This window comes from Azospirillum brasilense (genome assembly GCF_001315015.1).
Lineage (GTDB): Bacteria > Pseudomonadota > Alphaproteobacteria > Azospirillales > Azospirillaceae > Azospirillum > Azospirillum brasilense.
In genome coordinates this window covers 2,147,170-2,171,923 of the sequence record NZ_CP012914.1, presented here as the reverse complement: position 1 = coordinate 2,171,923, position 24,754 = coordinate 2,147,170, and the positions used below count along the sequence as shown (strand labels likewise).

25 protein-coding genes are annotated in these 24,754 nt (G+C 67.8%); 16 read left to right on the top strand and 9 right to left on the bottom strand.

All coding sequences use genetic code 11. The features are described 5' to 3' along the window. Nucleotides 1-209: 209 nt before the first annotated feature. A complete protein-coding gene (recA, locus tag AMK58_RS10040; protein ID WP_014240962.1) occupies nucleotides 210-1,289 on the top strand; it encodes a recombinase RecA in 1,080 nt (359 codons plus the stop codon). Nucleotides 1,290-1,734: 445 nt separating this feature from the next. Further along, complete coding sequence (gene alaS, locus AMK58_RS10035) at nucleotides 1,735-4,404, top strand: alanine--tRNA ligase (protein ID WP_059398856.1); 2,670 nt, start codon at nucleotides 1,735-1,737, stop codon at nucleotides 4,402-4,404. Here alaS and AMK58_RS10030 read toward each other — a convergent pair. Beyond that, nucleotides 4,401-4,814, bottom strand: a complete 414-nt coding sequence (locus AMK58_RS10030) for an Mpo1-like protein (RefSeq protein ID WP_079285030.1) — start codon at nucleotides 4,812-4,814, stop codon at nucleotides 4,401-4,403. The genes alaS and AMK58_RS10030 overlap by 4 nt on opposite strands. Before the next feature lie 116 nt (nucleotides 4,815-4,930). On the opposite strand from AMK58_RS10030, the gene AMK58_RS10025 reads away from it, so the two are divergent. The 4 genes from AMK58_RS10025 to AMK58_RS10010 all read left to right on the top strand — a co-directional run bounded on the left by AMK58_RS10025 (nucleotide 4,931) and on the right by AMK58_RS10010 (nucleotide 8,146). Continuing rightward, on the top strand, nucleotides 4,931-5,776 hold the full coding sequence (locus tag AMK58_RS10025) for an AAA family ATPase (RefSeq protein ID WP_035674954.1): 846 nt from the start codon (nucleotides 4,931-4,933) through the stop codon (nucleotides 5,774-5,776). A 356-nt stretch (nucleotides 5,777-6,132) separates the two neighbouring features. Next, the gene (locus AMK58_RS10020) at nucleotides 6,133-7,098 is read left to right on the top strand and encodes a pyridoxal-phosphate dependent enzyme (RefSeq protein ID WP_059398855.1); all 966 of its coding nucleotides are present in this window, start codon (nucleotides 6,133-6,135) and stop codon (nucleotides 7,096-7,098) included. 112 nt (nucleotides 7,099-7,210) lie between these two features. Continuing rightward, entirely contained in the window at nucleotides 7,211-7,549 is a 339-nt protein-coding gene (locus AMK58_RS10015; protein ID WP_149150323.1) for a hypothetical protein, read from the top strand. A gap of 99 nt (nucleotides 7,550-7,648) precedes the next feature. Next, nucleotides 7,649-8,146: a DUF6803 family protein gene (locus AMK58_RS10010; protein WP_035674953.1), complete on the top strand. Its 498-nt coding sequence runs from the start codon at nucleotides 7,649-7,651 to the stop codon at nucleotides 8,144-8,146. A gap of 42 nt (nucleotides 8,147-8,188) precedes the next feature. On the opposite strand, the gene ccoG is transcribed toward AMK58_RS10010, so the two are convergent. Next, complete coding sequence (gene ccoG, locus AMK58_RS10005) at nucleotides 8,189-9,670, bottom strand: cytochrome c oxidase accessory protein CcoG (RefSeq protein ID WP_059398854.1); 1,482 nt, start codon at nucleotides 9,668-9,670, stop codon at nucleotides 8,189-8,191. Nucleotides 9,671-9,778: 108 nt separating this feature from the next. Then, nucleotides 9,779-10,330 carry an HD domain-containing protein gene (locus tag AMK58_RS10000; protein WP_035674952.1) on the bottom strand — a complete coding sequence of 184 codons (552 nt, stop codon included), beginning with the start codon at nucleotides 10,328-10,330 and terminating at the stop codon, nucleotides 9,779-9,781. Nucleotides 10,331-10,397: 67 nt separating this feature from the next. On the opposite strand from AMK58_RS10000, the gene AMK58_RS09995 reads away from it, so the two are divergent. The 4 genes from AMK58_RS09995 (at nucleotide 10,398) to hmuQ (ending at nucleotide 15,033) form a co-directional block, all read left to right on the top strand. Next, the gene (locus tag AMK58_RS09995) at nucleotides 10,398-11,591 is read left to right on the top strand and encodes a vWA domain-containing protein (protein WP_035674951.1); all 1,194 of its coding nucleotides are present in this window, start codon (nucleotides 10,398-10,400) and stop codon (nucleotides 11,589-11,591) included. 441 nt (nucleotides 11,592-12,032) lie between these two features. Then, nucleotides 12,033-13,724, top strand: a complete 1,692-nt coding sequence (locus AMK58_RS09990) for a methyl-accepting chemotaxis protein (RefSeq protein WP_035674949.1) — start codon at nucleotides 12,033-12,035, stop codon at nucleotides 13,722-13,724. Nucleotides 13,725-13,853: 129 nt separating this feature from the next. Then, a complete protein-coding gene (locus tag AMK58_RS09985; protein WP_035674948.1) occupies nucleotides 13,854-14,558 on the top strand; it encodes a regulator of G-protein signaling domain-containing protein in 705 nt (234 codons plus the stop codon). A 139-nt stretch (nucleotides 14,559-14,697) separates the two neighbouring features. Then, nucleotides 14,698-15,033, top strand: coding sequence for a heme-degrading protein HmuQ (gene hmuQ / locus AMK58_RS09980; protein ID WP_035674946.1), 336 nt, complete (start codon nucleotides 14,698-14,700; stop codon nucleotides 15,031-15,033). A gap of 14 nt (nucleotides 15,034-15,047) precedes the next feature. Here the strand turns inward: hmuQ and AMK58_RS09975 are convergent, their stop codons facing one another. Next, entirely contained in the window at nucleotides 15,048-15,527 is a 480-nt protein-coding gene (locus AMK58_RS09975; RefSeq protein ID WP_014240946.1) for a phosphate-starvation-inducible PsiE family protein, read from the bottom strand. A gap of 250 nt (nucleotides 15,528-15,777) precedes the next feature. On the opposite strand from AMK58_RS09975, the gene AMK58_RS09970 reads away from it, so the two are divergent. From AMK58_RS09970 to AMK58_RS09955, 4 genes are all read left to right on the top strand, one after another. Continuing rightward, on the top strand, nucleotides 15,778-17,223 hold the full coding sequence (locus AMK58_RS09970) for an NADP-dependent isocitrate dehydrogenase (protein WP_014240945.1): 1,446 nt from the start codon (nucleotides 15,778-15,780) through the stop codon (nucleotides 17,221-17,223). 78 nt (nucleotides 17,224-17,301) lie between these two features. Beyond that, a complete protein-coding gene (locus tag AMK58_RS09965) occupies nucleotides 17,302-17,868 on the top strand; it encodes an RNA polymerase sigma factor (RefSeq protein ID WP_079285031.1) in 567 nt (188 codons plus the stop codon). Continuing rightward, nucleotides 17,868-18,659: an anti-sigma factor family protein gene (locus AMK58_RS09960; RefSeq protein ID WP_059398853.1), complete on the top strand. Its 792-nt coding sequence runs from the start codon at nucleotides 17,868-17,870 to the stop codon at nucleotides 18,657-18,659. The genes AMK58_RS09965 and AMK58_RS09960 overlap by 1 nt, the downstream gene beginning before the upstream one ends. A gap of 175 nt (nucleotides 18,660-18,834) precedes the next feature. Continuing rightward, a complete protein-coding gene (locus AMK58_RS09955) occupies nucleotides 18,835-19,218 on the top strand; it encodes a GcrA family cell cycle regulator (RefSeq protein ID WP_014240942.1) in 384 nt (127 codons plus the stop codon). 88 nt (nucleotides 19,219-19,306) lie between these two features. Here AMK58_RS09955 and AMK58_RS09950 read toward each other — a convergent pair whose 3' ends face one another. From AMK58_RS09950 to AMK58_RS09935, 4 genes are all read right to left on the bottom strand, one after another. Continuing rightward, nucleotides 19,307-19,915, bottom strand: a complete 609-nt coding sequence (locus tag AMK58_RS09950; protein WP_051140310.1) for an exopolysaccharide biosynthesis protein — start codon at nucleotides 19,913-19,915, stop codon at nucleotides 19,307-19,309. 90 nt (nucleotides 19,916-20,005) lie between these two features. Continuing rightward, nucleotides 20,006-20,386 carry an oxidoreductase gene (locus AMK58_RS09945; RefSeq protein ID WP_035674937.1) on the bottom strand — a complete coding sequence of 127 codons (381 nt, stop codon included), beginning with the start codon at nucleotides 20,384-20,386 and terminating at the stop codon, nucleotides 20,006-20,008. 164 nt (nucleotides 20,387-20,550) lie between these two features. Further along, a complete protein-coding gene (locus AMK58_RS09940) occupies nucleotides 20,551-21,768 on the bottom strand; it encodes an NADP-dependent isocitrate dehydrogenase (RefSeq protein ID WP_059398852.1) in 1,218 nt (405 codons plus the stop codon). Between the two features lie 240 nt (nucleotides 21,769-22,008). Then, nucleotides 22,009-22,593 (bottom strand): LOG family protein, encoded by a 585-nt coding sequence (locus AMK58_RS09935; protein WP_035674933.1) that lies wholly within the window; start codon nucleotides 22,591-22,593, stop codon nucleotides 22,009-22,011. Nucleotides 22,594-22,735: 142 nt separating this feature from the next. On the opposite strand from AMK58_RS09935, the gene AMK58_RS09930 reads away from it, so the two are divergent. Next, nucleotides 22,736-22,960: a hypothetical protein gene (locus AMK58_RS09930; protein ID WP_035674931.1), complete on the top strand. Its 225-nt coding sequence runs from the start codon at nucleotides 22,736-22,738 to the stop codon at nucleotides 22,958-22,960. A gap of 154 nt (nucleotides 22,961-23,114) precedes the next feature. After that, entirely contained in the window at nucleotides 23,115-24,191 is a 1,077-nt protein-coding gene (locus tag AMK58_RS09925; protein WP_059398851.1) for a LysM peptidoglycan-binding domain-containing protein, read from the top strand. Between the two features lie 18 nt (nucleotides 24,192-24,209). On the opposite strand, the gene AMK58_RS09920 is transcribed toward AMK58_RS09925, so the two are convergent. Beyond that, complete coding sequence (locus AMK58_RS09920) at nucleotides 24,210-24,674, bottom strand: hypothetical protein (protein WP_014240935.1); 465 nt, start codon at nucleotides 24,672-24,674, stop codon at nucleotides 24,210-24,212. Nucleotides 24,675-24,754: the final 80 nt, after the last annotated feature.

The window sequence follows — 24,754 nt, the reverse complement described above, 5'->3', positions numbered from 1 at the left end:
GTGTCGTTGGAGGGATGTCTCCTGTTGAACGCAGCCGATGGAATTCCGTTGCATGGCGCCGGATCGTTCCTAACGTACGATGAGAACATTCGCGGAACTTAGAGCTTTGCGCAGAGGAACAAAGCTGGTACATTCCCTCTCACCGAATGACCGTTGGTGAGATCGTTGGCCCTGGGGCCGCGGATGTGATCTAACAAGGGGAGACGGGCATGTCGTCCGCACAGCTTCGTTTGGTCGAGAAGGATTCCATGGATAAGCAGAAGGCCCTGGATGCCGCTCTGGCGCAGATCGAGCGCGCCTTTGGCAAGGGCTCGATCATGAAGCTCGGCGCCCGCGAGAACACGGTCGAGACGGAGGTCGTTTCCACCGGCTCGCTCGGCCTCGACATCGCGCTGGGCATCGGCGGCCTGCCGCGCGGCCGCATCATCGAGATTTACGGGCCGGAAAGCTCGGGCAAGACGACGCTGGCGCTGCACGCCATCGCCCAGGCCCAGAAGGGCGGCGGCACCTGCGCCTTCGTGGACGCGGAGCACGCCCTGGACCCGTCCTACGCCCGCAAGCTGGGCGTGAATGTGGATGAACTGCTGATCTCCCAGCCCGACGCCGGCGAGCAGGCGCTGGAGATCGCCGACACGCTGGTGCGCTCCGGCGCCGTCGACGTGCTGGTGGTCGACTCGGTGGCGGCCCTGGTGCCGCGCGCCGAGCTGGAAGGCGAGATGGGCGACAGCCACGTCGGCCTGCACGCCCGCCTGATGAGCCAGGCGCTGCGCAAGCTGACCGGCTCCATCGCCAAGTCGAACTGCCTGGTGATCTTCATCAACCAGATCCGCCTGAAGATCGGCGTGATGTTCGGCAACCCGGAGACGACGACCGGCGGCAACGCGCTGAAGTTCTACGCCTCCGTCCGTCTGGACATCCGCCGCATCGGCGCGATCAAGGACCGCGAGACGGTGGTGGGCAACCAGACCCGCGTCAAGGTGGTGAAGAACAAGATGGCCCCGCCGTTCCGCGTGGTCGAGTTCGACATCATGTACGGCGAGGGTGTGTCGAAGGTGGGTGAGCTTCTCGACCTCGGCATCCAGGCCGGCGTGGTGGAGAAGTCGGGCGCGTGGTTCAGCTACGACGGTACCCGCATCGGCCAGGGCCGCGAGAACGCCAAGAACTACCTGCGCAACAACCCGGCCACGGCCGACGCCATCGAGGCGAAGATCCGCGGCAACGCCGGTCTCGTCGCCGACGCCATGATGGGCACCCCGGAGGCCGACGGCGAGGCCGCCACGCCGGAGTGATCCCGGGCGGCAAGCCGGTTTCTCTGTGCGAAAGCCCCTCTCCGGTCCGCCGGGGAGGGGCTTTTCGCCGTCTTGCCGGACGGCTGGAAAGACCTTACATTCAGGCTGGGCGGACGGGTGTTCCAGCACCCGTCCGCCGGCCCGGTCCTAGCGGTTCAGGATCTCAAGCAGCAGCTTGAGCGCCCGCAACAGCAGGATCAGGAGTTCGAGGATTTTCCGCATCCTCTCATCTCCTTCTGAGCGGCGGGGCGGTGGTGATCCACCGCCCGTCCGCGCCGATGATCATGCAAATGTGTGGCGCTCCGTCCACGCGGCCTGTCGCCGCGCAGGGGAGTGGCGGGCACTCGGTGGACAGCCACCGCAAGTCACGTTAAAAGCACGGTTCGGCCGCGAACAAGGCCGCGCCGCCGATTGTAGCCGACCGTAGCCGGAGCCTGGACAGCTTATGAAGACCGCCAACGACATCCGCCGCACGTTCCTGGACTTTTTCGCGAAGAACGGCCACCAGATCGTGGAGTCGTCGCCGCTGGTTCCGCGCAACGACCCGACGCTGATGTTCACGAACGCCGGCATGGTGCAGTTCAAGAACGTCTTCACCGGGGCGGAGCAGCGGCCCTATTCGCGCGCCACCACCTCGCAGAAGTGCGTGCGCGCGGGCGGCAAGCACAACGACCTGGACAATGTCGGCTACACGGCGCGGCACCACACCTTCTTCGAGATGCTGGGCAACTTCTCGTTCGGCGACTACTTCAAGGACGACGCGATCGCCTTCGCCTGGAACCTCGTGACGAAGGAGTTCGGGCTGCCGGCGGACAAGCTGCTGGTCACCGTCCACAGCTCCGACGAGGACGCGGCGGGCATCTGGCGCAAGGTCGCCGGCCTGCCGGACGACCGCATCATCCGCATCCCGACCGACGACAATTTCTGGCGCATGGGCGACACCGGCCCCTGTGGTCCGTGCTCGGAGATCTTCTTCGACCATGGCCCGCACATCGCCGGTGGTCCTCCGGGCTCGCCCGACCAGGACGGCGACCGCTTCATCGAGATCTGGAACCTCGTGTTCATGCAGTATGAGCAGCGCGGTCCCGACGATCTGATCGCCTTGCCGAAGCCGTCCATCGACACCGGCATGGGGCTGGAGCGTCTGGCCGCGGTGCTCCAGGGCAAGCACGACAATTACGACATCGACCTGATGCGGGCGTTGATCGTGGCCTCCGCCGAGGCGACGAAGACCGCGCCGGACGGCGCGCACGCCGTCTCGCACCGCGTCATCGCCGACCATCTGCGCTCCTGCTGCTTCCTGATCGCCGACGGCGTGCTGCCGTCGAACGAGGGCCGCGGCTATGTGCTGCGCCGCATCATGCGCCGCGCCATGCGCCACGCCCACATGATCGGCGCCCGCGAGCCGCTGATGCACCGCCTCGTCCCGGCACTGATCCAGCAGATGGGCGACGCCTATCCGGAGCTGAACCGCGCCCGCGCCCTGATCGTCGAGACGCTGAAGCTGGAGGAGACCCGCTTCAAGCAGACGCTGGAGCGCGGCCTGCGCCTGCTGGAGGACGAGGTCGGCCGCCTGGGCGAGGGGCAGCCGCTGCCCGGCGACGTCGCCTTCAAGCTGTACGACACCTACGGCTTCCCGCTCGACCTGACCCAGGACGTGCTGCGCACCCAAGGCCGCCCGGTCGACGAAAGCGGCTTCAAGGCCGCCATGGACGAGCAGCGCCGCAAGGCCCGCGAGTCCTGGGCCGGCTCGGGCGAGGCGACGACCGAGAAGCTGTGGTACGAGCTGAAGGACGAGCTGGGCGCCACGGAGTTCTTCGGCTACGACACCGAGGTCGCCGAGGGCAAGGTGACCGCCATCGTCAAGGGCGACGCCCGCGTCGAGCAGGCCGCCGCCGGGGACGAGGTGCTGGTCATCGTGAACCAGACGCCCTTCTACGGTGAGTCGGGCGGTCAGGTCGGCGACGCCGGCGTGATCTTCTCCGCCGAGGGCACCGAGGTCGCCGTCTCCGACACCCAGAAGAAGCTGGGCGCCGTCTGGGCCCATGTCGGCACGGTCACCAAGGGCACGCTGAAGGTCGGCGACGTGGTGGAACTGCGCGTCGACACGGAGCGCCGCTCGGCCATCCGCGCCAACCATTCGGCCACCCACCTGCTGCACGAGGCGCTGCGCCGCCGCCTGGGCGAGCATGTCACCCAGAAGGGCTCGCTGGTCGCCCAGGAGCGCCTGCGCTTCGACATCAGCCAGCCGACCGGCCTGACCCCGGCGGACATTGCCGCGGTCGAGGACGAGGTGAACCGCCGCATCCTCGGCAACAGCGAGGTCGTCACCCGCCTGATGTCCCCGGACGAGGCCCGCGCGTCGGGCGCCATGGCCCTGTTCGGCGAGAAGTACGGCGACGAGGTGCGCGTCGTCTCCATGGGCGGTCCGCACGGCGAGCTGGACCGCGACTACTCGATCGAGCTGTGCGGCGGCACCCACGTCCGCCGCACCGGCGACATCGGCCTGTTCACCATCGTCGCCGAGGGCGCCGTCGCCGCTGGCGTGCGCCGCATCGAGGCGCTGACCGGCACCGGCGCCAAGGCGTGGCTGTCGGAGCGCGACCATCTGCTGACCGAGGCCGCGTCCGTCCTGAAGGTCCGTCCGGAGGACGTTCCGTCGCGCCTCGCCGCTCTGGTCGACGAGCGCAAGAAGATGGAGCGCGAACTGGCCGAACTCCGCCGTCAGGTGGCGATGGGCGGCGGCGCCAAGGCCGAGGGCGGCAACGAGGCCAAGGACGTCGCGGGCGTGAAGTTCGCCGCCCGCGTGGTCGAGGGCCTGCCGGCCAAGGACCTGAAGCCGATGGCCGACGAGCTGAAGAAGCAGGTCGGTTCCGGCGTCGTCGTTCTGATCGCCTCCAACGAGGGCAAGGCATCCATCGTGGTCGGCGTCACCGACGACTTGACGGCCAAGATCAGCGCCGTCGATCTGGTGCGCGTGGGCGCCGAGGCTCTGGGTGGGAAGGGCGGCGGCGGCCGCCCGGACATGGCGCAGGCCGGCGGTCCGGACGCCGCGCTGGCGCCCGCCGCCGTCGAGGCCATCGAGAAGGCGGTGGCGGCGAAGGCCGCCTCCTAACCGCGTTTCTCGTCCGAGGGCGCCGGCTCCAATGCGGGTGCCCTCGGCGGGTGACGGCGGATGACAAGGCCGGGGCGGTCGGGAATGCCGTAGCGCCGGTATTCCCGCGCCAGTTGGCCGGTGATGGCCAGCCCGGCCATGCGCACGTCCGCGGCCAGCGAGGCCAGCGGCGCATCCAGCGTCTTGGGGCGGTTGCGCTCCACCAGGAAATGGCCCAGCCACGCCGCGCCGTAGCCGACCAGCGGCGCCGCCACGAGCGCCCGCCAGTCGCGGCGGGCCAGCCCCACCCCAAGCAGGGCCGCCGCCGACAGAGTGCCGGCGACGTGCAGCGCCCGGTTCGTCGGGTCGCGGTGCTGTTCCAGATACTCGGGCCAGAAATTGGGATCGGTCGAATTCGGATCGGTCGCCATGGCGTACTCCTTCCGCGGAGGAACGCCGGGCGGCCTACGGCGGTTCCGTCTTGCATGACGCCCGTCGTGCTGGAAGGATGCGCGGGTCAACGAACGATACCGTGGAACCGACTGGCATGCGCTTCACCGGCACCGACTCCTACGTCGCCACCGACGACCTGATGGTGGCCGTCAATGCGGCCATCACGCTTGAGCGCCCGCTGCTGGTGAAGGGGGAGCCGGGCACCGGCAAGACCGTGCTGGCCCAGGAAGTCGCCCGCGCCCTGAACAAGCCGCTGCTCGCCTGGCACATCAAGTCCACCACCAAGGCGCAGCAGGGCCTCTACGAGTACGACGCGGTCAGCCGCCTGCGCGACAGCCAGCTCGGCGAGGAGCGGGTGCACGACATCGGCAACTACATCGTGCGCGGCAAGCTGTGGGAGGCGTTCGAGGCGCCGGATCCCCCCGTGCTGCTGATCGACGAGATCGACAAGGCCGACATCGAGTTTCCCAACGACCTGCTGCTCGAACTCGACCGCATGGAGTTCCACGTCTACGAGACGCGGCAGACGGTCAAGGCGGCCCGGCGCCCCCTCGTCATCATCACCTCCAACAACGAGAAGGAACTGCCGGACGCCTTCCTGCGCCGCTGCTTCTTCCACTACATCCGCTTTCCCGACCGCGACACCATGGAGCGGATCGTGGACGTCCATTATCCCGGCCTGAAGCAGGACCTGCTGCGCGAGGCGATGTCGCTGTTCTACAGCCTGCGCGAGGTGCCGGGCCTGAAGAAGAAGCCCTCCACGTCGGAGCTTCTCGATTGGATCAAACTGCTGATGGTCGAGGATGTGGACCCTGAGACCCTGCGCGCCAAGGACGCCCGCAGCCTGATCCCGCCGCTGTGCGGCGCGCTTTTGAAGAACGAGCAGGACGTGCATCTGTTGGAACGGCTGGCTTTTCTCGCCAAGCGGGAAGGGCGCTAGGAAGCGCTTGACCGCAGCCGGCCTTCTGGGGCAGCCTGAACCCATGCAATCGACCCCGCACCTGAACCGAATGCGAATTACCGCCCCGGCGCTCTGACAGAGGGCGCCGGACCGCGAGCGTTCGTTTTCGCAATCTGGTGTGGAGTGTGGCGTGTCCGTGCGCCCTGGGTCTTCCGGAACCCGCAATCCGGTTCATCACCATCCCCTGACCCGCTGTTTTACGCGTGCGTTGCGCCATCCGGCGGAGCGAATGCGGGGCTCCGCGCGAATTATCGTCCCGGTCCGCTGACGCGGGCCGGGTTTCGCGCCTTCCTTTTTCCGCCCCCCTTCGTTCCCTCCGCCCGAGGACTCCCGCGATGCCGTCCGCGCACGCCACCCGTCTGCCTGCCGTTTCCTTTCGCCGCGACACCGAAGACCGTTTGCCGCCCTGGCTCCCCCTCTCCGCCATCGAGGACGCCGCCGAGCGTTTGAATGGGCGGATCGTCCGCACGCCCCTTCTGTCCGCGCCGGTGCTGGGGCGTGACGTCTGGCTGAAGGCGGAGACCTTCCAGGCGACCGGCGCCTTCAAGGAGCGCGGCGCCCTGAACCGCCTGCTGCGCTTGACGGCGCTGGAGCGCGCGGCGGGTGTCGTCGCCATGTCGGCGGGCAACCACGCCGCCGGACTGGCGCTGCACGCCCAGCGGCTCGGGGTGGCGGCGACCATCGTCATGCCGGTCACCGCGCCGCGCTGCAAGGTGGAGCGGACGGAAGCGCTGGGTGCCGAGGTGGTGCTGTCCGGGGCCAATGTGGGAGAGGCGAAGTCCCGCGCGCTGCAACTGGCGGCGGAACGGCGGCTGACCTTCGTTCATCCCTACGACGACCCGGACGTGATCGCCGGGCAGGGCACGGTGGGGCTGGAGGTGCTGGCCGACCGCCCGGACCTCGACAGGCTGGTGGTACCGGTGGGGGGCGGCGGTTTGCTGGCCGGGATGGCGGCGGCGGTGAAAGCGCGCAAGCCCTCCGTCACCGTGGTCGGGGTGCGGCTGGCGCGGCGGCGGGGGCCGACCTTGGCCGACGGGATCGCGGTGGACGCGCTGGGCAAGCTGCCGCAGGCGCTGCTGGCCGGCTTCGTGGATGCCCTGGTCGAGGTGGAGGAGGCGGAGGTCGCGGCGGCGATGCGGACCCTGCACGGCTCCTTCGGTATGGTGGCGGAAGGCGCCGGGGCCGCCGCGGTGGCGGCGCTGCTGGCCGGTAAGGTGCCGGCGGAAGGGCGGACCGTGGCCGTGCTGTCCGGCCGCAACGTGGATTCCGACACGCTGGTGCGGACGCTCGCCGCCGCTTGATCGACATCAAAGACCGCAGGGCCGGGACAGGCCCAGGATCATCCTGCAGGCGCGCCGTCCGGAAGACGGTGGCCTTGCAGGCAAAAGGCCGGTCGTCCCCGTGACACGTCTGGTGTCCCTCCTCGCGCTTGTGGTTCTGGCCATCGGGCTTCTCGGCGGTGCCGCACCCATGCGCATGGCGGACCTCCCGGCGCCGCACTGCGAGTCCACCGCGGCGCAGGACGCCGCGGACTGCGACATCCACCATCCGATGGACAGCCCGGTTCCGGGAAAGACCCACGCGCACGGCACCGCCGGGTGCCTCTGCCAGAGCGGGGCCTGCGATCTGGCCGGCCTGCCGGCCCGGATCGGCGTGCCTTTCGGCCATCGCCTCGCGACCCTGCTTCCCGGTACGGACACCGAACCCGCCGCCACCGCCCACGCGCCGCCGCTGCCACCGCCGCGCGCCTGACTCCCGCCGTTCCGTCGCCTTTTCCCCGACCTGCGGACGCGCCCGGTCTTACGCCGATCGCGGCACCGGCGCGCCCGCCGAACACGCGCGAGTCATCCCATGACCATGACCCACTACATGGAACTGTTGGCCGTCAACCAGCCCTGGAACCTTCTGATTTTCATGGCGGTCCCCGTCATCCTGGCCGAGACGGTGGCGATCAGCGAGCTGTACCTGCTCTACACCCGCGACTATGACGGCCCGGTGCGGTGGCTGAACCGCTGGGCCGGCATCACCGTCGGCGTCTATTTCACGGGCGTCTTCATCCATCTGATGCAGAACGCGGTCGTTCCGCTGACCGCGTCCGGCGGCTGGCGCGGGCCGGCCGATGTGCTGGCGGTGGGCTTCTACCTCGCCGGTATCGTCCCGCTCGGCGGCATCGCGCTCCTGGACCTCGGACTGATCGGCCGGGGCCGCGGCGAGCATGGCCGCATGGCGATCCACGCGGCCTTGGTCGGGTTGTTCCTGATCGTCGCCCACATCGCCATGATCTTCGGCATGCTGGACCCGACGCTCCTTTCCGGCGCCGTCGCGGCCGGCGGGCACGCCATGCACTGAACGGATGCGGACTGTCCCTCTCCCGCCCCGGGAGAGGGACGCTCAGGGCGCCATGAACACGCTGCGGTGCCGGCCGATCTCGCCGCTGGTCAGGTCACGGGCCAGCACCGTGACGTCGCTGGACCCCGACGTCGCAGCGCCCCGCGGGACGCGGACGAAGATGCGGTAGGTCGCCACCGAATCCGCTTCCGCTGTCAGCGTCAGCGAACTCCCCGACTGGGCGTCCACGCTGGCGACCGACAGGTCGGCGTTTGCCAAACCCTCCACCGACAGGCGGTAGGTCCGCGCCTCGTGGGTCTTGTTGAGGATTTTGATGGTGTAGGCGTTCTGCACGTCGCCGTTCGACTGCTGCACATAGAGCGGCGCCCGGTCGCGCAGCACGCTGACGTCCAGCGTCGGGCGCAGCGCCAGCGAGACGGCCATCGCGCCGGCGACCACCAGGATGATGAGGGCGTAGATCACCGTGCGCGGGCGCAGCAGCCGCACCGGGGCGGCCTGACCGTCGGCCCTGGCGACCTGGTTGGAGCGGGTGTCGAACAGGATCAGGTCGCCGGGGCGCCCGACCTGGGCCATCACGTCGTTGCAGGCGTCCACGCACAGGCCGCAGCCGATGCAGGAGATCTGCTGGCCCTTGCGGATGTCGGTGCCGGTCGGGCAGACATGGACGCACAGCTTGCAATCGATGCAATCGCCCAACCCCTCCGCCGTCCGCTCCTCCCAGCTCTGCGACTTGCGCAGCGGCGCGCGCCCTTCGCCGCGCCAGTCCTGGTAGGTGACGACGTAGGTGTCCTCGTCGACCATTGCCGCCTGAAAGCTGCGCCACGGGCAGACGTAGATGCAGATCTGCTCGCGCGCCCAGCCGGCGAAGAAGTAAGTGGTGCCGGCGAACAGCCCGGCAAAGGCCAGGACCTTCCACGACACCTCGCCGGTTACGATCTCGCGCAGCAGGGTCGGGGCGTCGTTGAAGTAGAAGATCCAGGCGCCGCCGGTGACCAGGGAAATCGCCAGCCAGATGACGTGCTTGGACGCCTTGAGGCTCAGCTTGCGCGCCGAAAGCGGCGCCTTGTCGAGCCGGATGCGCTCGGTGCGGGGGCCTTCCAGCTTGCGCTCCACCCACATGAACAGGTCGCTCCAGACCGTCTGCGGGCAGGCGTAGCCGCACCAGATGCGGCCGAGCAGGGTGGTGGCGAAGAAGATGCCGAAGGCGCCGATGATGAGCAGGCCGGTCAGGTAATAGACCTCCTGCGGCCAGATCTCGATCCAGAAGAAGTAGGCGCGCCGGCCCACCATATCGACAAGAACCGCCTGATCGGGAATGCCCGGCCCGCGATCCCAGCGCAGCCAGGGCGTGACGTAATAGACGCCGAGCAGGACCGCCAGCGCCAGCCATTTCAGTCGGCGGAAGCGGCCGTGGACATCGGCGGCGTAGACCTTGGGGCGATGCACGAACCAGCGCTCGCGCGGCTGGTCGGCGTCGTGGGCGGCCGGGGTTTGGGCGGCGGGGGCCGGAGAGGTGAGGGACATGGCGTGCGACCTTGCTTTGACGCGGCGGTCAACCTAGCCCCTCCTTTATAAGCCTTCCGTGATGTAGTCACACTGCGGTAAATCAGCCGCCATGGTGGCGAAATGGGTCTAGACCGCCTCGCCGCGCAACTCGGCCAAGCCGTCCTCATAGGCACGGTCAAACAGCGATTCCAGCCGCGCGTCAGTGCCGCGCAGGCCGGCGACGACCGCGTGCGCCCATTCGAAATACTCGATCTTGCGCTCCAGCGGCCAATCCGCGGGCGGGCTGTGCGCCATGGACCGCAGGTTGGACACCTTGTCGGCCAGCTTCACCAGCTTGGCGCGCGAGGAGGCGGTGGGGGCGGCGTCAATCTGCCGCTGTTTGCGCTCCGCCTTGCGCAGGCGCTTGTCGTCGGTGGTTTCGGCCACGACGCCCGCGACCTCCGCCCCGAAATGCTGCTCGATCTCCTCGTAGGAGGCGTCGGTGTCCTCCAGCGTGTCGTGCAGCAGCGCGGCGATGACCACAACCGGGTCCTTGCCCGCCGTCGCCTCGGCGCAGAGGAACGCCACCTCTGAGAGATGGTTGAGATAGGGCTCGGCGCGCACGCCCTTGCGGCGCTGGTCGATGTGTTTGTGCGCGGCGAACTCCAGCGCGCGGGCGAAGTCGAGAAGGGCTGTCATGGCGTTCCTGACGGGTCGGCGCTACGATGAGGGCGGATGGGGACGAAACCCCACGGGGGGAAGCGGCATGTTCACGGGTTTCTTCTTCGAACTGCGCAAGGCGGGCGTGCCGGTCTCGCTGAACGAGTACCTGACGCTCATGGAGGCCATGAAGCGCGGTGTCGCCGACTTCCGCGTCGAAGACTTCTATTACCTCAGCCGGGCCTGTCTGGTGAAGGACGAGCGCAATCTCGACCGCTTCGATCGCGTGTTCGGGCAGGTCTTCAAGGGACTGGAAGGGGCGCCGGGCGCCGCGGGCGACGAGATTCCGATGGTCGACCTGCCGGAGGAATGGCTGCGCAAGCTGGCCGAACGCTTCCTGACCGACGAGGAGAAGGCGCAGATACAAGCCCTGGGCGGCTGGCAGAAACTGATGGAGACGCTGGCCGAGCGGCTGGCCGAACAGAAGGGGCGGCACCAGGGCGGCTCCAAATGGATCGGCACTGCCGGAACCTCGCCCTTCGGCGCCTACGGCTACAACCCGGAGGGCGTGCGCATCGGCCAGCCGGAATCCCGCCACCGCCGAGCCGTGAAGGTGTGGGACAAGCGGGAGTTCAAAAATCTGGACGATCAGGTCGAGATCGGCACCCGCAACATCAAGGTGGCGCTGCGCCGCCTGCGCAAGTTCGCCCGCACCGGGGCGGCCAGCGAACTGGACCTGCCGGGTACCATCCGCGCCACCGCCAGCAACGCCGGCTGGCTGGACCTGAAAATGGTTCCGGAGCGGCACAACACGGTGAAGGTGCTGCTGTTCCTCGACATCGGCGGCTCGATGGACGACCACATCCGCCTGGTCGAGGAGCTGTTCTCCGCCGCGCGGGGCGAGTTCAAGCATCTGGAGCACTTCTACTTCCACAACTGCGTCTACGAGAGCGTGTGGCGCGACAACAAGCGCCGCCACGACGAACGCACCCCGACCTGGGACGTGCTGCACACCTATCCCGCTGACTACAAGCTGGTCTTCGTCGGCGACGCGGCGATGAGCCCCTACGAGATCGCCTATGCCGGTGGCAGCGTCGAGCATTGGAACGAGGAGCCGGGGCAGGTCTGGCTGCAGCGGATGCTGTCCGTTTACAGCCGCGCCGTCTGGCTCAATCCCACGCCGGAAGCGCGCTGGGGCTACACCGAGAGCACCCGCATGCTGCAGAGGCTTTTGGGCGGGCGCATGTACCCTCTGACCTTGCAGGGCCTGGACGCCGCGATGCGTGAACTGGTGCGCTAGCATCTCCGGACAACCGCGCGCCTTCAAAATTCAGTCCAGCAACACGGATTTTCAATCAGTCGGCGTGCGTCGAAATGGATGGCGTGTGTTGATGATTAAGAATAGAGTGGATTATCAATCGCTGGCTGAGAAATGTTTGCCAGTGTTTGTGCAATCGAACTGATTTGCTTCGGAAACGGAATGAATTTACGGTTCTCGCAGATCAAAGAATCCGAGTCGTAAAGTTAAGTATCTGAACATTGATCGAGCTTGTATTACTATATGATACAATCGGGGTCCGATTTTCCTTCGTTTTAAACATTGATCGTCATTTCTGCGACTTCCAGGCAACATTCGTGGACAAAGGATTGCTGAGAATCGTTCTGCCTTGAACGCATACGATTGCATTACGAAGCATGAGGCTTCCTGTTCACAGCATGCAGTCGATGAGGGTCAGGGAAAATGGAGGGTGTTCTTGCGCGCATCAGCATCAGCGGCAAAATCTACAGCGTTGTCGCGATCCTGGGTGTGGTGGCTGCTATCATTGGTGGCGTCGGCTCGTTTGGAATGCAGGCCTACGATGACAAGTTCGACCAGATTCAGAACTGGTCCCGGCGTTCCCTGATCAACGAGCAGATCAACAGCCTGATTTACAAGGTCGTCATGGACAGCCGCGGCATCTACGCCGCAGACGGAACGGCCGACGCCACGCCCTACGCCAAGAACATCCTCGGCGCCACCAGTGAGCTGGAAAAGCTCATGGGCAAGCTGGAGGATATGCAGCCGCCGGAAAATAAGGCGGCCTTTGGCGAAGTCCAGCAGACGGCGCGCGCGTTCGTCCTGCACCGCAACGAGGTCGCCCGCCTCGGGATGGAGGCCAGCCCGGACAAGGCGCGCGAGCACGGCGACACCACCGAGGGCCGCGGCATCCGCACGAAGCTGGGCCAGTACATGGAGAAGGCCTCCGAACGCAACATGCAGGGCATCGCCCAGGCCAATGATGAACTGAGCGCCGTGAACAGCTTGATGACGACGCTCATGATGGTCGTCGGCATCGGCGGTGGACTCGGCGCGCTGGCGTTGAGCGTCCTGGTCGCGCGCATCGGCATCTCCCGCCCGATCGCCGGGATCACCGACGTCATGGCCCGTCTGGCGACCGGCGACACCTCGGTGACGGTGCCGGGCCTCGGCCGTGGCGACGAGATCGGCGGCATGGCCAAGGCGGTGGCGGTCTTCAAGGACAACGCCGTCGACCGCGAGCGCATGAGGGTCGCCGAGGAGGCGGAGCGCCGGGCCAAGGAGCGGCGCACCCATGCCGTCGAGGAGCTGGTGCAGTCCTTCGACCGGAACGTTTCCGGCATCCTGCGCACCGTCGCCTCCGCGGCAACCGAGCTGGAGGCCACGGCGCAGAGCATGCTGACGACCGCCGACCAGACCAAGGGGCAGGCGGCCAGCACGGCGGCCGCGGCCGAGCAGGCGTCGGTCAACGTGCAGACCGTCGCCGCTGCGACCAACGAGCTGAGCGCGTCGATCAACGAGATCAGCGGTCAGGTGACGCGCTCCACCAACATCGCCAGCCACGCGGTGGGCGAGGCGCAGCAGACCAACGAGCGTGTCCAGGGCCTCGTCGCACAGGCGCAGCGGATCGGCGACGTGGTGAAGCTCATCACCGACATCGCCAGCCAGACCAACCTGCTGGCGCTCAACGCGACGATCGAGGCGGCGCGCGCGGGCGAGGCCGGCAAGGGCTTCGCCGTTGTGGCGTCGGAGGTGAAGAACCTCGCCAACCAGACCGCCAAGGCGACGGAGGAGATCGCCTCCCAGATCGCCTCCATGCAGGAGGCCACCGGCGGGGCGGCGGCGGCCATCAACGGGATCGGCGACACCATCGGCACGATCAGCGAGATCGCCACGATCATCGCCTCGGCGGTGGAGGAGCAGGGGTCGGCGACCGGCGAGATCGCCCGCAACGTGCAGCAGGCCGCACAGGGCACTCATCTGGTGACCACCAACATCACCGAGGTCAGCGACGGCGCCACCCAGACCGGCTCCGCCGCCACCCAGGTGCTGGGCGCAGCCGGCGAGTTGTCCCGCCAGTCAGAGGTGCTGCGGACGGAGGTGGAGCGCTTCCTGGCCGGCATCCGCGCCGCGTAAGGAGGGTTCGGGGGTGTGCGAGGAAGCGCACCCCCGCCCATTCTCATCCTGAACGGACCGAACGGCGTTTGCCGGACCGAAATCCCGTTTTTATCGTCACAGCCATTCGCGTTCGAATGGAGGGGTACCGTGGCGAAATCCTATCTGGCGTCCTGGAAGAAGGCGAAGGACCGCTTCGAGAAGACGACGGGCAAGAAGAAGCCCGATCCCAAGAGCCGTTTCGGCAAGCTGTTCAGCAAGATCAGCTCGACCGGCCTGGAAGGCGCGCTGAAGAGCTACGACGCCGCGACGACCGTGCAGGATGCGCAAAAGCACGCCCGTGCCTTCCAATCCGCGGCAGGCAGCTACATCCCCACGCTCGACGCGGCGGGCAAGGCGGCCAAGCAGGACGGCGACGCGGTCTACGCCGAAGCTTGCGCCGACATGGTGGCGTCGTTGAACAAGATCGCCGGCAGCGTCGTGACGGATCTGGAACGGTTCGACGGCCTGCCGAAGACCATCGACGGCTATTTCAAGTCGCCATACTGGTTCAAGCTTCTGCACAAGGTCGCCAAGCAGGAAATGTCGCTCGAAAATGTCGAGCTGTACGACAAGATCCTGAAAGGCAAGCTGTCGAAGGCGGGACCTGCGGAAGAGGCATACAAGGAGTACGTGGCCGTCCGCTCCCCCAAGGAAGTGAACATCGGGTCGGGAACCCGGAGCGCCTGCAAGAAGTGCGCGGATCAGGGTGCTTGGACCGACATGCCTTGGGACAAGGTGGCGAAGGATTTGGGCGTCAACTTGGCCGACACCATCGGACGCCTGCACAGCGCGCTCGCCAAGGGCGAGATCTGACGGCCGGGGGGCGGTTGACGCGGTCAGGTTGACGGGGCGGGCCTCCGCCGTCACTTTGAGGATCGGCCCTTCAGGGACGGCCCCTGAAGGACGGCCCCTGAAGGACGGCCCTTCAAAAATGGTCTTGGGAGGCTCCGCCATGTACATCGCCATGAACCGTTTCCGCGTGCGTCTGGACTCGGAGCAGGACTTCGAGGAGGTCTGGCTGAACCGCGAGGTCCATCTGAACACGGTTCCGGGCTTTGTGGAGTTCCACATGCTGCGCGGCCCGCGGTACGAGGACCACCGCCTCTATTCCTCCCACACCGTCTGGGAGTCGGAGGCGCATTTCCAGGCCTGGACCCGCTCGGAGGAGTTCCGCGCCGCCCATCGCGGGGCGGGCGACCGCAAGCCGCTGTATCTCGGCCCGCCGCAGTTCGAGGGGTTCGAGGTTATCCAGACCGTGGTGGGGCAGACCGTGGGGCGCGAGGGCTGAGTCGCCGGGTGCGCTCAGCCTTTCAAAGCGTCCTCGTCGCCGATCAGGCGGTGGGCGATGGCGACGGTGATGAGGCCGGCGAGCAGAAGGCCGTACTGCCACAGGCTGGACCAGTCGCCCGTCTGCACGTCGCCCGCCACCGCCTGGACCGGGCGCACGATCAGCTGCCGCAGCAGCGTGATCATCGCCACCTCCAGGAAGACCCGCAGGTGGAAGCGGTTGGTCCGAACATAGTCGACCTCCGCGGAGATCAGCGCGGACAGCGTCCAGACGATGAACAGCACGCCGAGCGCGTGCAGGAAGCCGTGCGCCAGCTGGTCCTTCTGGAAGGCCGCCCAGGCCTCCACGAAAAATTCCCAGACCACCATGGCGCTCGCCGCGACCAGAGCGATCGCCAAGACGACGTGCAGCAGCCCGTTGAAGGACTTCAGGGCGCGGATCAGCCCCTGTTCGAGAAGCGAATTGGACGGGGCGCGGGGGAGCGATTGCAGCATCGGGGCGGGTCGCAAGGTCGAAGGGTGCGGGAAGATAGAAGCCCAACCCGACGGACACCCCCGCCGATTTGCCATTGCCGCCATGGGGAAAACGCAAGCATTGCAGATCAGCGTCAAGTCGCCGCATCAATGGTCCCGGCTTTGCAGGTGGAAAAAGGCGCCGGCCATTGAACTCCGGGCCTGATTTCGTCTAGGGTCGCCGCGGTCCCTCCGGCTTCGTTCCTTCGAGGGCTCCCCCAGGAGTGAATGGATGCGCGAAACCACCCCCATCACGGTCGCCCGCGGCGACGGCATCGGTCCGGAGATCACCGACGCGGTGCTTCACGTGATGGAGGCCGCCGGCGCCCGCCTGAAGGTGGAGGAGGTGCCGGCGGGCGAGCAGGTCTACCGCCGCGGCCATCTGGGCGGGCTGGACGCCGCCGGCTGGGGCTCGATCCGCCGCACACGGGTTTTCCTGAAGGGGCCGATCACCACGCCCCAGGGCTACGGCAACAAGTCGCTGAACGTCACCGCGCGGACCACGCTGGGGCTGTTCGCCAACGTGCGGCCCTGCGTGTCGCACCATCCCTACGTCCGCACGCGGCACCCGCGCATGGACGTGGTCATCATCCGCGAGAACGAGGAGGACCTCTACGCCGGGATCGAGCACCGCCAGACCGACGACGTGATCCAGTCGGTCAAGCTGATCTCCCGGCCGGGGTCGGAGCGCATCGTGCGCTACGCCTTCGACTACGCCCGCGCCAACCACCGGCGCAAGGTGACGGCCTTCGTCAAGGACAACGTCATGAAGATGACGGACGGGCTGTTCCTGAAGATCTTCAACGAGATCGCCGCCGAATATCCGGAGATCAAGGCCGATCATCTGATCGTCGACATCGGCGCCGCCCGTCTGGCCGACCAGCCGGAGCGGTTCGACGTGATCGTGACGCTGAACCTGTACGGCGACATCGTGTCGGACATCGCCGCCCAGATCACCGGCTCGGTCGGGCTGGCCGGCTCCGCCAACATCGGCGACGCCTGCGCCATGTTCGAGGCGATCCACGGCTCGGCGCCGATGATCGCGGGGCAGGGGATCGCCAACCCGTCGGGCCTGCTGATGGCCGCGGTGATGATGCTGGTCCACATCGGACAGGGCGACGTGGCGGCGCGCATCCACAACGCCTGGCTCAAGACCATCGAGGACGGCGTCCACACCGTGGACATCTTCAACCGCGGGGTCAGCCGCCAGCGCGTCGGCACCCACGCCTTCGCTGACGCGGTGGTGGAGCGGCTGGGCCAGATGCCGGTGACCCTGCCCACCGTCGGCTACGCCGTCACCGCGCGGCCCGCCTATGAGTCCGGGGTCAGGCTGTCCCCCCGCCGCAAGGCGGTGAAGGAACTGGTGGGGGTGGACGTGTTCCTGCATTGGCCGGGCGGCAACCCGGACGAGCTGGCCGGGCTGGTCCTGCCGGTGGCGACCCCGGCGCTGCGGCTGTCCAGCATCTCCAACCGCTCGCAGAAGGTCTGGCCGGAGGGCAACATCGGCGTCTTCTGCACCGACCACTGGCGCTGCCGCTTCCTGGCGCCGGAGGGCGTGGCGGTCGGCCACCCCGACATCGTCGAGCTGCTGTCGGGTCTGGCCCGCGCCGGGCTGGACTTCACCCAGACCGAAAACCTGTGCAACTTCGACGGCAAGTCCGGCTTCTCGGCCACGTGACGCGCGAAGCGGTGGAATAATCCGCCGCGGCCGGGCGTCCAGACGGGCAGGACATCCTTCCAAGGGGAGCGCCGCCGCATGCCTCTGCCAAAGCCGCCTCCCGACCCTCCTCCAGCGAATGGCGCCCCAGCCAATGGCCCGGTGGACGAGCGGGCCATCGCCGCGCAGGTGCCGCGGCTGCGCCGCTACGCCGCCGCGCTGGCCGGCAACCTGTCCGACGCCGACGACCTCGTGCAGGACTGCATCGAGAAGGCGCTGGCCAACCGGCACACGCTGCGGGACGTCACCCGGCTCGGCGGCTGGCTGCTGTCGATCCTGCACAACCTCCACGTCTCCGGCCTGCGCTGGCGCCGCCGCCGCGGGCCGGAGGTGCCGGTGGAGGATCTTGCCAACGATCTGGCGCTCAGCGCCGCCCCCGCCGACCGGGCGGAGGTGCGGGATTTCGTGCGCGCCTTCAACCAGCTGTCGGAGGAGCACCGGGCCGTGCTTCTGCTGACCGGGCTGGAAGGGCTGTCCTACCGCGAGGCGGCGGAGGTTCTGGGGGTTCCGGTGGGAACCGTCATGTCGCGGCTGGCCCGCGCCCGGGAACGGCTGCGCGTCCTGCTGGACGGCGGGACGGAGCAGGCGGTGAGGAGGATCAAGTGATGGACACCGAACCGGACGCCCCGGTGACCGAAGCCGACCTGCACGCCTGGATGGACGGCGAGTTGCCGGAGGAACGGCGCGGCGAGGTCGAGCGCCATCTGGCGGGCAACCCCGATCTGGCCCGCCGTTTCGACCGCTATCGCGCCCAGCGGGCGATGCTTCAGGACACCTTCGGCCCGCTGATCGACCGCCCCTTGCCGGCGGCCCTGGTGCCGCCCTACGCCCGCACCGCCGGCCGGCCGGCGGTGCGCCCGCGGCGCTGGCTTCCGGCGCTGGCCGGCGCGGCGGTGCTGCTGGTCTTCGTCGCCGGCGGGGCAGGGGGCTGGTGGCTGCGCGGCTGGTCGGGCGGGGTGGGTGGCGGTGGCGCGGCCTTCGTCGCCGACGCGGTGGCGGCGCACCGGGTCTTCGCGGTGGAGGTCCGCCATCCCGTCGAGGTCGGCGCCGACCAGGAAACGCATCTCGTGGGCTGGCTGTCCAAACGCCTGGGCAAGCCCCTGCGGGCGCCGCGGCTGGCCGGGAAGGGCTACGATCTGGTGGGCGGGAGGCTGCTGTCCGACGCGCAAGGACCGGCGGCCCAGCTCATGTACCAGGATGCGGCCGGTCGCCGCATCACCCTCTACATCCGTCCGGCCTCCGGCGCGCCGGACACGTCCTTCCGTTTCGCGCAGGACGGCAACGTCCAGGCTTTCTACTGGCGGGACAACGGTTTGGCGTGGGCGGTAACGGGTGACCTCGACCGAGTGACCCTTTCGGCCATAGCCGAGGAGGTGTACGGCGCGTTGAACTCATAACACCCACAGACTTATGCACAGGAATGTTGTTCGAGCCCCCTATCCCTCCATCCGGCCATCTGGTAGGTTGGCCGGCGTTGGGCACAAAATATTGCGCCTTATGGAAAACGGCCGTCTGGTCGGAAGGTATATTGGTTAACCAAGTCACCGGTTACCGGACCACGGGAGACAGGGGATGAGTTGGACGGACGAACGGGTTCAGCAGCTTAAGGACCTCTGGGCCCAGGGGCTGAGCGCGAGTGAAATCGCGGACATCCTGGGCGACATCACCCGCAACGCGGTGATCGGAAAGGCGCACCGCCTCGGCTTGTCGGGACGCCCGTCGCCGATCAAGAAGAAGCCGACCCGCGGTGCGACGATCCTCGCCCTGACCGAGCGCATGTGCAAATGGCCGGTCGGCGATCCGAAGCACCAGGACTTCCATTTCTGCGGCAAGCCCTCGCTGCCGGGCCTGCCGTACTGCGCCGAGCACGCGGCGGTGGCCTACCAGCCGGCGTCCTCCGGCAAGAAGCGCGACGAGGACCGCAACACCGGTGAGCGCAACGTCGGCGCCGCCTAGACCCTGTCGGATTCCTCCGCCGGATTTCCGGATTTCGGGCGCTCTTCACGCGGGCGCCCGCCCGATGCGACCACCGGGGCGACCGCTTCTAGATCGGCGCCGAGGTGATCGCCCACCAGCTTCCGGCGACCAGCATCGCCGAGACACCCGTCGCCGCCACACCCAGCCCCAGACCGGCGGCGACCGCCAGACCGTCCTTCACGATCAGCCCCAGCGCGATCACCAGCACCGCCAGACCGGGCAAGGTGTTGCCGAACGGGATGGGCAGGGCGATCAGAACGCCCATCACCAGCACGAAAAGGCCCAGCGGCCGCAGCACGCCCCGGTGAGTCAGCGACGGCCAGCGCGTGCGCAGCCGGGCCTCCAGCCGCTCGACCAGCGGCGTTCCCTTCTCGACGATCTTTTCCAGGGTGGTGCGCGCCACGCGGCGGCGTCCGATCCAGCCGGGCACCTCCAGCCGGTCCCGGCCGACGATCATCTGGATCGCCACCAGCGCCAGCACCGTGCCGAAGATCATGCCCGCCGGCAGCCCTGGCGTCGGCACCACGGCGGGGATCGCCAGCGCCAGCAGCAAGAAACCCGGCGCCCGGTCGCCGAGATGGCCCAGCACCTCTCCCAGCGTCGGCTTGTCGCCGGTCATGCGCCCGTGCAGCCGCTTCAGCAGCGCGGACGCCCGTGCCGGGTCCTTCGTGTCCATGACCTGTCCCAACTCCCCGTTCCATCACCGTCGCGTGGATGTGGTGGCGCGGCGGCTCACAGGAAAGGGGGGTGGGAGAGGGCGTGAGCGTCAGTACTCCTCGACCTCGTGCTTCAACTGCACCAGACGGCCGCTCAGCAGCGACAGCATGAGCTGCACCACCATCTCGTGGACGATCAGCGTGTGACTGTTGCCGCTGTCCTGCATGTGCTGGCGCAGCGCCTCGCGCACCTTCGGCACGCCGGTCACGTCGATCAGCACGTCCACCGCCTCGCCGAGCCGGGCGAGGTCCATGAAATCGGTCGTGGTGGCGACGCCGCGCTCACGGGCGAGCCGCATGCCGGGCGCCTCGGCGTCCAGGTCGGCGACGCCGAGGATCTCGACGAAGGGAGCGTCCAGAAGCTGCGTCAGCAGAGGCGTTCCGGTTTCGCCGGCGCCGATCACGGCGATGCGGAAGATGTCCTTGGCCATGGGAAAAGTCTCGAATTCCGGTTTGTCAGGTCCACGTCGCCATCAAGGCCGCGCGGGCAAGAAAAAAGCGGGGAGCCGAAACTCCCCGCCGCAACCTTACATCGACCCGGCGTCCCGTTTGACCGGGACGCGTCGTCGCACCTGACGCGGAATGCGCGTTACGCTCAGGCGGCCATCTTCTTCTGCAGGTTCTCGTCCAGCTTGTCGAGGAACTGCTTGGTGGTCAGCCACGGCTGATCCGGACCGATGAGGATCGCGAGATCCTTGGTCATGAAGCCCGACTCGACGGTCTCGACGCAGACGCGCTCCAGCGTCTCGGCGAACTTCACGACGTCCGGCGTGTTGTCGAACTTGCCGCGGTAGGCGAGGCCCTGCGTCCAGGCGTAGATCGAGGCGATCGGGTTGGTGGAGGTCTCCTTGCCCTTCTGGTGCTCGCGGTAGTGGCGGGTCACCGTGCCGTGGGCGGCCTCCGCCTCGACGGTCTTGCCGTCCGGCGTGATCAGCACCGAGGTCATCAGGCCCAGCGAGCCGAAGCCCTGCGCCACGATGTCCGACTGCACGTCGCCGTCGTAGTTCTTGCAGGCCCACACGAAGCCGCCTTCCCACTTCAGGGCCGAGGCGACCATGTCGTCGATCAGGCGGTGCTCGTAGACGAGGCCCTTGGCCTTGAACTGGGCGGCGTAATGCTCGTCGAACACCTTCTGGAAGATGTCCTTGAAGCGCCCGTCATAGGCCTTGAGGATCGTGTTCTTGGTGGACAGGTAGACCGGGTAGCCGCGCTCCAGGCCGTACATGAAGCTGGAGTGGGCAAAGCCCTCGATCGACTCGTCCAGGTTGTACATGCCCATGGCGACGCCGGAGGCGGGGAAGTCGTACACCTCGTGCTCGATCGGCTCGCCGCCGCCTTCCGGCACCCACCGGATGCTCAGCTTGCCCTTGCCGGGAACGACGAAGTCGGTGGCCTTGTACTGGTCGCCGAAGGCATGACGGCCGATGATGATCGGCTTGGTCCAGCCCGGAACGTAGCGCGGAACGTTGGAGCAGACGATCGGCTCGCGGAAGACGGTGCCGCCCAGGATGTTGCGGATCGTGCCGTTCGGCGACTTCCACATCTTCTTGAGATTGAACTCCGTCACCCGCGCCTCGTCCGGGGTGATGGTCGCGCACTTGACGCCGACGCCGTACTGCTTGATCGCGTTGGCCGACTCGACCGTCACCCGGTCGTCCGTCTTGTCGCGGTTCTCGACGCTGAGATCGTAGTATTTCAGGTCGATGTCGAGATACGGCAGGATCAGCTTGTCCTTGATGAACTGCCAGATGATGCGCGTCATCTCGTCGCCGTCGAGTTCGACGACCGGATTGGCTACCTTGATCTTCGTCATGGGTGCGAGTTCTCCCCGAACGGGTAGGGGTTGTCTTATGCTTGGACGCCGGGCGCGCTGTGCGAGGGCACGGGCCGGGGCGTCCATCCGAAGACGGGCCCCGGTTCCCCGGACGGAAACGGATGGCGGTTATATAGCACCGGGGCACTGCCGAAAGAAAGGACCGCGGGGCATCAAAACAGACGATATCGCGCTGAAAACGGCGCAATTTGCGCGATCTGGTCCTACCACTTGGCCTTTTCAGAGCTTTTGTGTGGGAATCTTCAGCGTGGGCTCCGGTTCATAGGCCAGCGCGGCAAACACGTCGTCCACGTCATCGACGACGGTGTACAGCGCGCGGTGTGCCGGCTGGGTAAAACCCTGCGCCACCGTGTGCTCGATCAGGCCGAGCAGGGGGCGCCAGTAGCCGTCCACATCCGCGATCACCACCGGCTTGTCGTGCAGGCCGAGCTGTTTCCAGGTGAGGATCTCGAACGCCTCGTCGAGTGTGCCGAGGCCGCCCGGCAGCACCACGAAGGCGTCGGCCCGGTCCACCATCATCCGCTTGCGGGTGTGCATGCTGTCGACGACGTGCAGTTCGGTCAGGCCGGTGTGCTCGATCTCGGCGGACTGGATGTGTTCCGGGATGATGCCGACGACCTGCCCCCCGGCGGCGAGCGCGGCGTCGGCGGCGATTCCCATCAGCCCGACCCGCCCGCCGCCGTAGACGAGCTGGATGCCCCGCCGGGCGAGTCCGTCGCCCAACATATGGGCGGCCTCCTTGTGGACAGCGGCGACGCGGCTGGATGAGCCGCAATAGACGCAGACGGAATTCAGGGCTTTCATCGCTCACCCTTTCTCGCCGGTTGGGTACACGTTCCGGTGACTGTTCCGGTGCGTCCGGCGGGGTCACCTAAAGCAAGGGAATAGCAAAGCCGGGGCGGCGTCTACCCGGACATCGGACTTCAGCCCATCGGGAGGGATCATTATGGATTCGCGCGTCGTCAACGCTCTGGCCGCCATTTCGGTGGCCACGTTTCTGTTCCTCGGTTTCGGTGGCGGGATCGGCTTCCTGACCGGCGGGGGCAAGGCGAACGCGGGCGGCGCCACGGCGGTTCGGGCTACGGAAACCAGTGTCTCCGCGGCCGACATGTCCTCGGGCGACCTGTCCTCCGGCCGCCATTCCGAGACGGTCGCCAAGTTGGAGAAGTGAGCGGGGAAAACTCCCTTCCGGCGGCGCGAAGGCGGTGGGCCGGTCCCGATGCGGCTATGCGTCTGCTCCATCGGCGGTGTTCAGTTCCACCGCCGCAATCTGCTATCCTGCCGCAAGCCGGCGTGTCCGCCGGCAATGATGCGGCGGTGCTCCGGTGAAGCAAGCTCTCCTGTTCGGCGGTGCGGCGGCGGTGATCGCCGCTGCCGCTGTCGCGTATGTGGTCATCGATCCGGCGTCCACGCCGGGCACCCGCGCCGGAACGGTCGGGTCCGGAACAACCGTCGCGCTGGGCAGCGTGACCCCGGCCAAGCCGCCGGCCACCGCGCCCGCCCCGACGAAGTCGGCGGAGGAGCCCGCCGGCCCGCGCTTCGACATCGTGCGCGTCGCGCCGGACGGCGCCACCGTGATGGCCGGCCGCGCCACACCGGGCTCGTCGGTGACCGTCCATGACGGGGAACGCGCGCTCGGCTCCGTCAACGCCGACGCGCGCGGCGAATGGGTCCTCCTTCCCGACCAGCCCCTGGCTCCCGGCGCCCGCGAACTGAGCCTGTCGGAAAAGGCGACCCCCGCCGCCGAGCCGACGCCGTCGGAGCGCGTCGTGGTGGTCGTGGTGCCCGATCCGCCGCCGGCCACCGGTGGGGCGTCTTCGGAAGCGCCCACCGGTCCGCTGGCCGGCCCTCTGGCCGTCGCCATGCCGCGCGATGGGCTGGGGAGCACGATCCTGCAGGCTCCGAAGGGGCCGCCGGCCGCCGCGACCCGCGGCGTGGCGGCCCCGCCGCCGCCGGGCGGGGTGTCGCTGGAAAGCATGGATTACGACGCCTCGGGGCAGGTCGCCATGGGCGGCCGGGCGCAGCCGGGAAGCGCCGTGCAGCTCTATCTCGACAATCTTCTGGTCGGCAGCGCCCACACCGACCCGAACGGCCAATGGCGCCTTCGCCCGGAGCGCGCCGTGCCGCCGGGCGTCTACACGCTGCGCGCCGATCAGGTGACCGACTCGGGCAAGGTCACTGCCCGCGTCGAGCTGCCGGTTCAGGTGTCGGAGGTTCCGGCCAACCTGCCGGACGGCCGGTCGATGGTCGTCCAGCCCGGCAACAGCCTGTGGCGGATCGCCCGCTCCACCTACGGGCACGGCGTGCAGTACACGCTGATCTACGAGGCCAACCGCGGCCAGATCCGCGACCCGGACCTGATTTATCCCGGTCAGATCTTCGCCCTGCCGGTCTCAAATTAGGCCGGTCTCGAACTGACTTTACAGGTAAGGAGCGAGCAGGCGCAGGAAGGGGCGCGCCTGCTGGAGCGCGACCACCGTCTGGTGGATCAGATCCTCCGGCGTCGCCTGCCCCTCGAACTCCGCCTCGGAGAACAGCAGGATCTTCTGGCCCTCCTGGACGAGGAAGCGGGTGCCCCGGCGGTCCTGGATGCCGCGCAGGATCGCCAGGAGCTGGCGCCGCCGCTCCGGCGACTGGGCGGTGTAGGGGATGTGGCCGATCTCCGCCCACACCTGCGAGCGCGACTTTTCCCCGTCGAACCCCACGGCGATGCTGAAGGGCAGTCCGTCGGCCATGAAGTGCAGCCGCGCCGGTCGCGGCGGCTGGGCGATGCCCAGCACGCCTTCGGGAGTCATCACGAAGGTGTCGGGGCTGAAGGGCAGGGCGGTCTGCGAGACCTGCGCGAGCGACGGCATGGCCTGAAGGCGGGCGGCGGGAACGGACACGGGGGCTCGCTCATTCCTGTGGTGTCGGTGGCGTCACTCTCCACCTTCCCTGCTAAAATTCTGTAAAGGGCGGGGGATGC